The 6,205-nt window shown below is 72.0% G+C and carries 5 protein-coding genes; all 5 read left to right on the top strand.

Annotated features, from left to right (window positions below):
* A partial coding sequence (locus AC1D2K_RS27930) for an efflux transporter outer membrane subunit (RefSeq protein WP_478092778.1) occupies window positions 1-1,254 on the top strand: 1,254 nt, incomplete at its 5' end.
* Complete coding sequence (locus AC1D2K_RS27925; protein WP_478092776.1) at window positions 1,251-2,405, top strand: efflux RND transporter periplasmic adaptor subunit; 1,155 nt, start codon at window positions 1,251-1,253, stop codon at window positions 2,403-2,405. The genes AC1D2K_RS27930 and AC1D2K_RS27925, both read left to right, overlap by 4 nt.
* A gap of 12 nt (window positions 2,406-2,417) precedes the next feature.
* A complete protein-coding gene (locus tag AC1D2K_RS27920) occupies window positions 2,418-5,522 on the top strand; it encodes an efflux RND transporter permease subunit (protein ID WP_478092775.1) in 3,105 nt (1,034 codons plus the stop codon).
* A gap of 31 nt (window positions 5,523-5,553) precedes the next feature.
* Window positions 5,554-5,907 carry a hypothetical protein gene (locus AC1D2K_RS27915; protein ID WP_478092773.1) on the top strand — a complete coding sequence of 118 codons (354 nt, stop codon included), beginning with the start codon at window positions 5,554-5,556 and terminating at the stop codon, window positions 5,905-5,907.
* Between the two features lie 20 nt (window positions 5,908-5,927).
* Window positions 5,928-6,205, top strand: a 278-nt coding sequence (locus tag AC1D2K_RS27910; protein ID WP_478092772.1) for a hypothetical protein, incomplete at its 3' end; no start/stop codon positions are given.

Below are 6,205 nucleotides of genomic sequence, written 5' to 3'. Positions count from 1 at the left end.
AGCCCGACCGTCGCCAGCGCGCAGGCGCGCATCGGCGAAGCCCGCGCCGCGCGCGTCGCGGCCGGCGCGGCGCTGGTGCCGAACCTCAACGGCTCGCTGTCGGCCAGCCGCGGCAATTCGCCGACTTCGGGCTTCTCGACCGGCGCCACCAGCGGCACCAGCACCGACATCCCCCCGATCACCACGCAGCAGGCCGGCCTGCAGTCGAGCTGGGAGATCGACCTGTTCGGCGGCCTGCGCGCCAGCCGCGACGCCACCCAGTCGCGCTACGCGGGCGCCGACGCGCGCTGGCACGACGCGCGGGTGTCGGTGGCGGCCGAGACCGCCAACGCGTACCTGGCCGAGCGGGCCTGCCGGCGCCAGCTGGTGGTGTCGACCTCCGACGCGCAATCGCGCGCCGAGTCCGCGCGCCTGACCGAGTTGTCCGCGCAGGCCGGATTCACGGCGCCCGCCGATGCCGCGCTGGCTCGCGCCAGCGCCGCCGAGGCGGCAGGCAGGCTGACCCAGCAGCGGGCGCTGTGCAGCGTGCAGCAGCAGGCGCTGGTGGCGCTGACCGGCATCGAGGGAACGGTGCTGGCGCCCAAGCTGGCCGCTGCCCCGATCGATGTCACGTTGCCCGCGGTGCAGGCGGTCTACAGCGTGCCGGCCGAGGCGCTGGCGCAGCGGCCGGACGTCTACGCGGCCGAACTCGACGTCGCCGTGGCCAGCGCCGAGGCCGGCGCGGCGCTGGCCCAGCGCTTCCCGCGCCTGTCGCTCCAGGGATCGATCGCCGTGCTGAAGGTGCGCGGCGGCGGGTTCAGCGAAACCCTGGACACCTGGACCCTCGGTCCGCTGGCGCTCAACGTTCCAATCTTCGACGGCGGCACGCTGGCGGCGAACTACGACGCCGCCAAGGGCCGCTACGACGAATCCGTGGCGCTCTACCGCGCCAACGTGCGCCGCGCGGTGAGCGAAGTCGAACAGGCACTGATCAACCTGCAGAGCACCAACGACCGTGCGGCCGATGCCGACACCRCGGTGCGCAACTACCAGATCTCCTTCGACGCCACCCAGGCCCGCTACACCACCGGCCTCGCGAGCCTGTTCGATCTCGAGGATGCGAGGCGCACGCTGTTCGTCTCGCAGACCGCCCGCGTCGCATTGCAGCGCGAGCGCGCCGAAGCCTGGGTCTCGCTCTACCGCGCCATGGGCGGCGGCTGGACGCGGCCCGAATCCCTGGCCTCCACGGCCCCAGCCTCCGCACCGTCGCCATGAAAAGAATGAAGCGTTCCACCCTCCTCGCCGTGCTGGCTGCCGTGCTGGTCCTGGCCGCCGGCGCCTTCTGGCTGCTGCGGGCCAAGCCGGCCGCCGCGCCCGAGAAAAAGCCCGAAGCCGCCGCCCGCCCCTCGCTGACCGTCACGGTCGCCAGGCCCGAGACCAGCGAACTGACCGTCACGCTGGCCGCCAACGGCAATGTCGCCGCCTGGCAGGAGGCCAGCATCGGCTCCGAATCGAACGGCCTCAAGCTGGCCGAGGTGCGCGTCAACGTCGGCGACGTGGTGAAGAAGGGCCAGGTGCTGGCCACCTTCTCGGCCGAGTCGGTGCAGGCCGACGTGGCGCAGGCCAGGGCCTCCCTGGCCGAGGCCCGCGCCACCGCCGCCGATGCCACCGGCACCGCCGCGCGGGCCCGCACGCTGCAGGCCACCGGCGCGATGAGCCAGCAGCAGATCAACCAGTACCAGACCGCCGAGCAGACCGCCAAGGCGCGGGTCGAGGCGGCCGAGGCGGTGCTGGCCGCGCAACAGGTGCGCGGCCGCAACACGCAGGTGCTGGCGCCCGACGACGGCGTGATCTCTGCCCGCACCGCCACCGTCGGCAGCGTCGTCAATGCCGGCACCGAGCTGTTCCGCATGGTCCGCCAGGGCCGGCTCGAGTGGCGCGCCGAGGTCACCTCGTCCGAGCTCGGCCGCATCGCGGCCGGCACGCCCGCGGTGATCACCAGCGCCGGCGGCGCCCAGGTCAGCGGCAAGGTGCGCAGCGTGGCGCCGACGGTCGACCCGCAGACCCGCGCGGCGCTGGTCTATGTCGACATCCCGAACGTGCTGCAGAACACCGGGCTCAAGGCCGGCATGTTCGCGCGCGGCGATTTCCAGCTCGGGCGCACCAGCGCGCTGACCGTGCCGCAGGCCTCGGTGGTGCCGCGCGACGGCTTCAACTACCTGCTGCTGCTGCAACCCGACCACCGGGTCGCGCAGCTCAAGGTCGAGACCGGCCGCCGGGTCGGCGACCGGGTCGAGATCACGACCCCGCTGCCGGCCGATGCGCGTGTCGTGGTCCAGGGCGCCGGCTTCCTGAACGACGGCGACCTGGTGCGGGTGGTCGATGCGCCCGCGGCCGCCAAACCCGCCGTCGAGGCCATCAAGTAAGGAGCAGCGCCCATGAACGTCTCGGCCTGGTCCATCCGCAACCCGATCCCGGCGGTGATGCTGTTCGTGCTGCTGAGCTTCGCAGGGCTGCTGTCCTTCAATGCGATGAAGGTGCAGAACTTCCCCGACATCGACCTGCCGACCGTCACGGTGTCGGCGGCGCTGCCGGGTGCCGCGCCCTCACAGCTCGAGAACGACGTCGCGCGCAAGCTCGAGAACGCGATCGCCACCATCCAGGGCCTCAAGCACATCACGACCAAGGTGCAGGACGGCGCGGCGACGCTGATCGTCGAGTTCCGGCTCGAGAAGCCGGTGCAGGAGGCGGTCGACGACGTGCGCTCCGCGGTGCAGCGGGTGCGCTCCGACCTGCCGGCCGATGTGCGCGATCCGGTCGTCACCAAGCTCGACTTCGCGGCCCAGCCGGTGCTGGCCTTCACCATCGCGTCCTCGAAGATGGACGACGAGGCGCTCTCGTGGTTCGTCGACAACGATGTCACCAAGAAACTGCTGGCGCTGCCCGGCGTCGGCGCGGTGAACCGCGTCGGCGGCGTCACGCGCCAGGTGCATGTCGACCTCGACCCGGCCAAGCTGCAGGCGCTGGGCGCCACCGCGGCCGACCTCTCGCGCCAGCTGCGGCTGGTGCAGACCGAGAGCGCGGGCGGCCGCACCGATGTCGGCGGCAGCGAGCAGCCGGTGCGCACGCTGGCCACGGTGCAGTCGGCCGACCAGCTGAACGCCATGCAGATCGCGCTGCCCGACGGCCGTCGCATCCGCCTCGACGAGGTGGCCCGCATCCGCGACACCATCGCCGAGCCGCGCGCCGCCGCCCTGCTCGACGGCCGGCCGGTGGTCGGCTTCGAGGTGGCGCGCAGCCGCGGCGCCAGCGAGGTCGAGGTCGGCGCCGCGATCCAGAAGGCGCTGGCCGAGATGCGCGCGCAGCGGCCGGACATCGAGCTCACCGAGGCCTTCAACTTCGTCGCCCCGGTCGAGGAGGAATACCGGGGCTCGCTGAACCTGCTCTACGAAGGCGCGATCCTGGCCGTGATCGTGGTCTGGCTGTTCCTGCGCGACTGGCGCGCCACCTTCGTCTCGGCGGTGGCGCTGCCGATGTCGGTGATCCCGGCCTTCGCCGGCATGTACCTGCTGGGCTTCTCGGTCAACGTGATCTCGCTGCTCGCGCTCTCGCTGGTGGTCGGGATCCTGGTCGACGACGCGATCGTGGAGGTCGAGAACATCGTGCGCCACCTGCGCATGGGCAAGTCGCCCTACCAGGCCGCGATGGAGGCGGCCGACGAGATCGGACTGGCGGTGATCGCCACCACCTTCACCCTGATCGCGGTGTTCCTGCCGACCGCCTTCATGAGCGGCGTGGCCGGCAAGTTCTTCAAGCAGTTCGGCTGGACCGCGTCGCTGGCGGTCTTCGCCTCGCTGGTGGTGGCACGGATGCTGACGCCGATGATGGCGGCCTACATCCTGAAGCCGATCGTCGACGCCGAGAAGGAGCCGCGCTGGCTCTCGATCTACATGCGGATGGCCGAGTGGTGCCTGAAGCACCGCTTCACGACCATGGTGCTGGCCACCCTGTTCTTCTTCGGCTCGGTGGCGATGATCCCGCTGCTCAAGACCGGCTTCATCCCGCCGGACGACAACTCGCAGACCCAGGTCTACCTGTCGCTGGCGCCCGGCGCCACGCTGGCCCAGACCACGGCCGCGGCCGAGGAAACGCGCCGCCGCGTGATGGCGATCGACCACGTGTGCAGCGTCTACACCACGGTCGGCGGCGGCAGCGCGGGCGGCGACCCCTTCGCCAACTTCGGCACGCCCGAAACGCGCAAGGCGACCCTCACGATCCAGCTCGACCCGCGCGGCGACCGGCCGCGCAAGCAGGTGATCGAGAACCAGATCCGCGCCGCGCTCGAAACCCTGCCCGGCGTGCGCAGCACGGTCGGCCTCGGCGGCTCGGGCGAGAAGTACATCCTGGCGCTGAGCGGCGACGACGCGGCCGCGCTGACCACCGCGGCCCGCGCCGTGGAGCGCGACCTGCGCACCATCCCGGGCCTGGGGAACATCACCTCGACCGCGAGCCTGATCCGGCCCGAGATCGCGGTGCGGCCCGACTTCGCGCGCGCCGCCGACCTCGGCGTGACGAGTTCCGCGATCGCCGAGACGCTGCGCGTCGCCACCCTCGGCGACTACGACCAGAACCTGCCCAAGCTCAACCTGGCGCAGCGCCAAGTGCCGATCGTGGTCAAGCTGGAGGATTCGGCGCGCCAGAATCTCGCGCTGCTCGAACGCCTGGCTGTACCCGGCGCGCGCGGCCCCGTGATGCTGGGCCAGGTGGCCGCGCTCACGGTCGAGGGCGGCCCGGCCGTGATCGACCGCTATGATCGTTCGCGCAACGTCAACTTCGAGATCGAGCTGTCGGGCGTCGGCCTTGGCGACGCCAAGGACGCGGCGATGAAGCTGCCCTCGATCCGCAGCCTGCCGCCCGGCGTGCGGGTGGCCGAAGTCGGCGACGCCGAGGTCATGACCGAGCTGTTCGCGAGCTTCGGGCTGGCGATGCTGACCGGCGTGCTGTGCATCTACATCGTGCTGGTGCTGCTGTTCAAGGACTTCCTGCATCCGATCACGATCCTGTGCGCGCTGCCGCTGGCGCTCGGCGGCGCCTTCGTCGGCCTGCTGATCGGGCAGAAGGCGCTGTCGATGCCCTCGCTGATCGGGCTCATCATGCTGATGGGCATCGCGACCAAGAACTCGATCCTGCTGGTGGAGTACGCGATCGTGGCGCGCCGCGAGCACGGCCTCTCGCGCTGGGACGCGCTGCGCGACGCCTGCCACAAGCGGGCCCGGCCGATCATCATGACCACCCTGGCGATGGGCGCCGGCATGCTGCCGATCGCGGTCGGGTTCGGTACGGCCGACTCGAGCTTCCGCTCGCCGATGGCGATGGCGGTGATCGGCGGACTGATCACCTCGACCGTGCTGAGCCTGCTGGTGGTGCCGGCGGTGTTCACCTATGTCGACGATGTCGAGGGCTGGATCCGGCGCACCGTGCGGCGTCTGCGCGGCAAGCCGGCGGCGCCCGAGGCGAAGCCGGACGCGGTGCACGGCGCGTAGACTCTGCACCGTCCACCGTCGGAGCCACCCCATGACTCGAACCGTTTTCCGTGCCGCCATGTGCGGCGCGTTGCTGGCCACCGCGCTCGGCGCCGCCGCCCAGGCGCCGACCAATCTGCAGCAGGCCCAGGAGCGCCATGAGCGCCAGTTGGCCGTGTGCAACAGCGGCAAGCTGGCGGCGCCCGAGCGCGAGGCCTGCGTGCGCGATGCCGGTGCCGCGCTGGACCGCGCGCGCGGCGGGCCGCCGGCCAACGTCACGACGCGCACGCCCGACCGCCGTGCCACGGTGGTCACGCCGGCCGGCGAGCCGGTGCCGGGCGCGACCGAGACGGTGCGCTCGCAGCGCTCGACCACCGTGGTGCCGGTCGACCCGCCGTCGCGCTGAGAACCCGCATAATCGCGCCCATGCCCGCCCTTCGCCACGCCCGCCTTCTCGCCAGCTTCGTGCTGGTGTGGTTCGCGCTGTCGCTCGGCGTCGCGGTGGCGTCGCCGCTGGTGCAGCCCAAGCCGATGGAAATCGTCTGCTCGGCCGCCGGCGCCTCCATGCTGGTGGTGCTGACCGACGACGGCGCGCAGGCGCCCGCTGCCGGCCACCTGGACTGCCCGCTGTGCCTGCCGACCGGCGCACCGCCGCCGGCCCTGCCGCTGGCCGAGTTGCCGACAGCCCAGCCCCTGGGCCATGC

This window comes from Variovorax sp. P1_H12_2, assembly GCF_056405335.1.
The sequence above is the reverse complement of the archived record's forward strand: the minus strand, read 5'-3'. Positions and strand labels throughout refer to the sequence as shown.

Coding starts and splice junctions, on each gene's coding strand:
- AC1D2K_RS27915 (WP_478092773.1), top strand. CDS start 5,554: ATGACTCGAACCGTTTTCCGTGCCGCCATGTGCGGCGCGTTGCTGGCC.
- AC1D2K_RS27925 (WP_478092776.1), top strand. CDS start 1,251: ATGAAAAGAATGAAGCGTTCCACCCTCCTCGCCGTGCTGGCTGCCGTG.
- AC1D2K_RS27920 (WP_478092775.1), top strand. CDS start 2,418: ATGAACGTCTCGGCCTGGTCCATCCGCAACCCGATCCCGGCGGTGATG.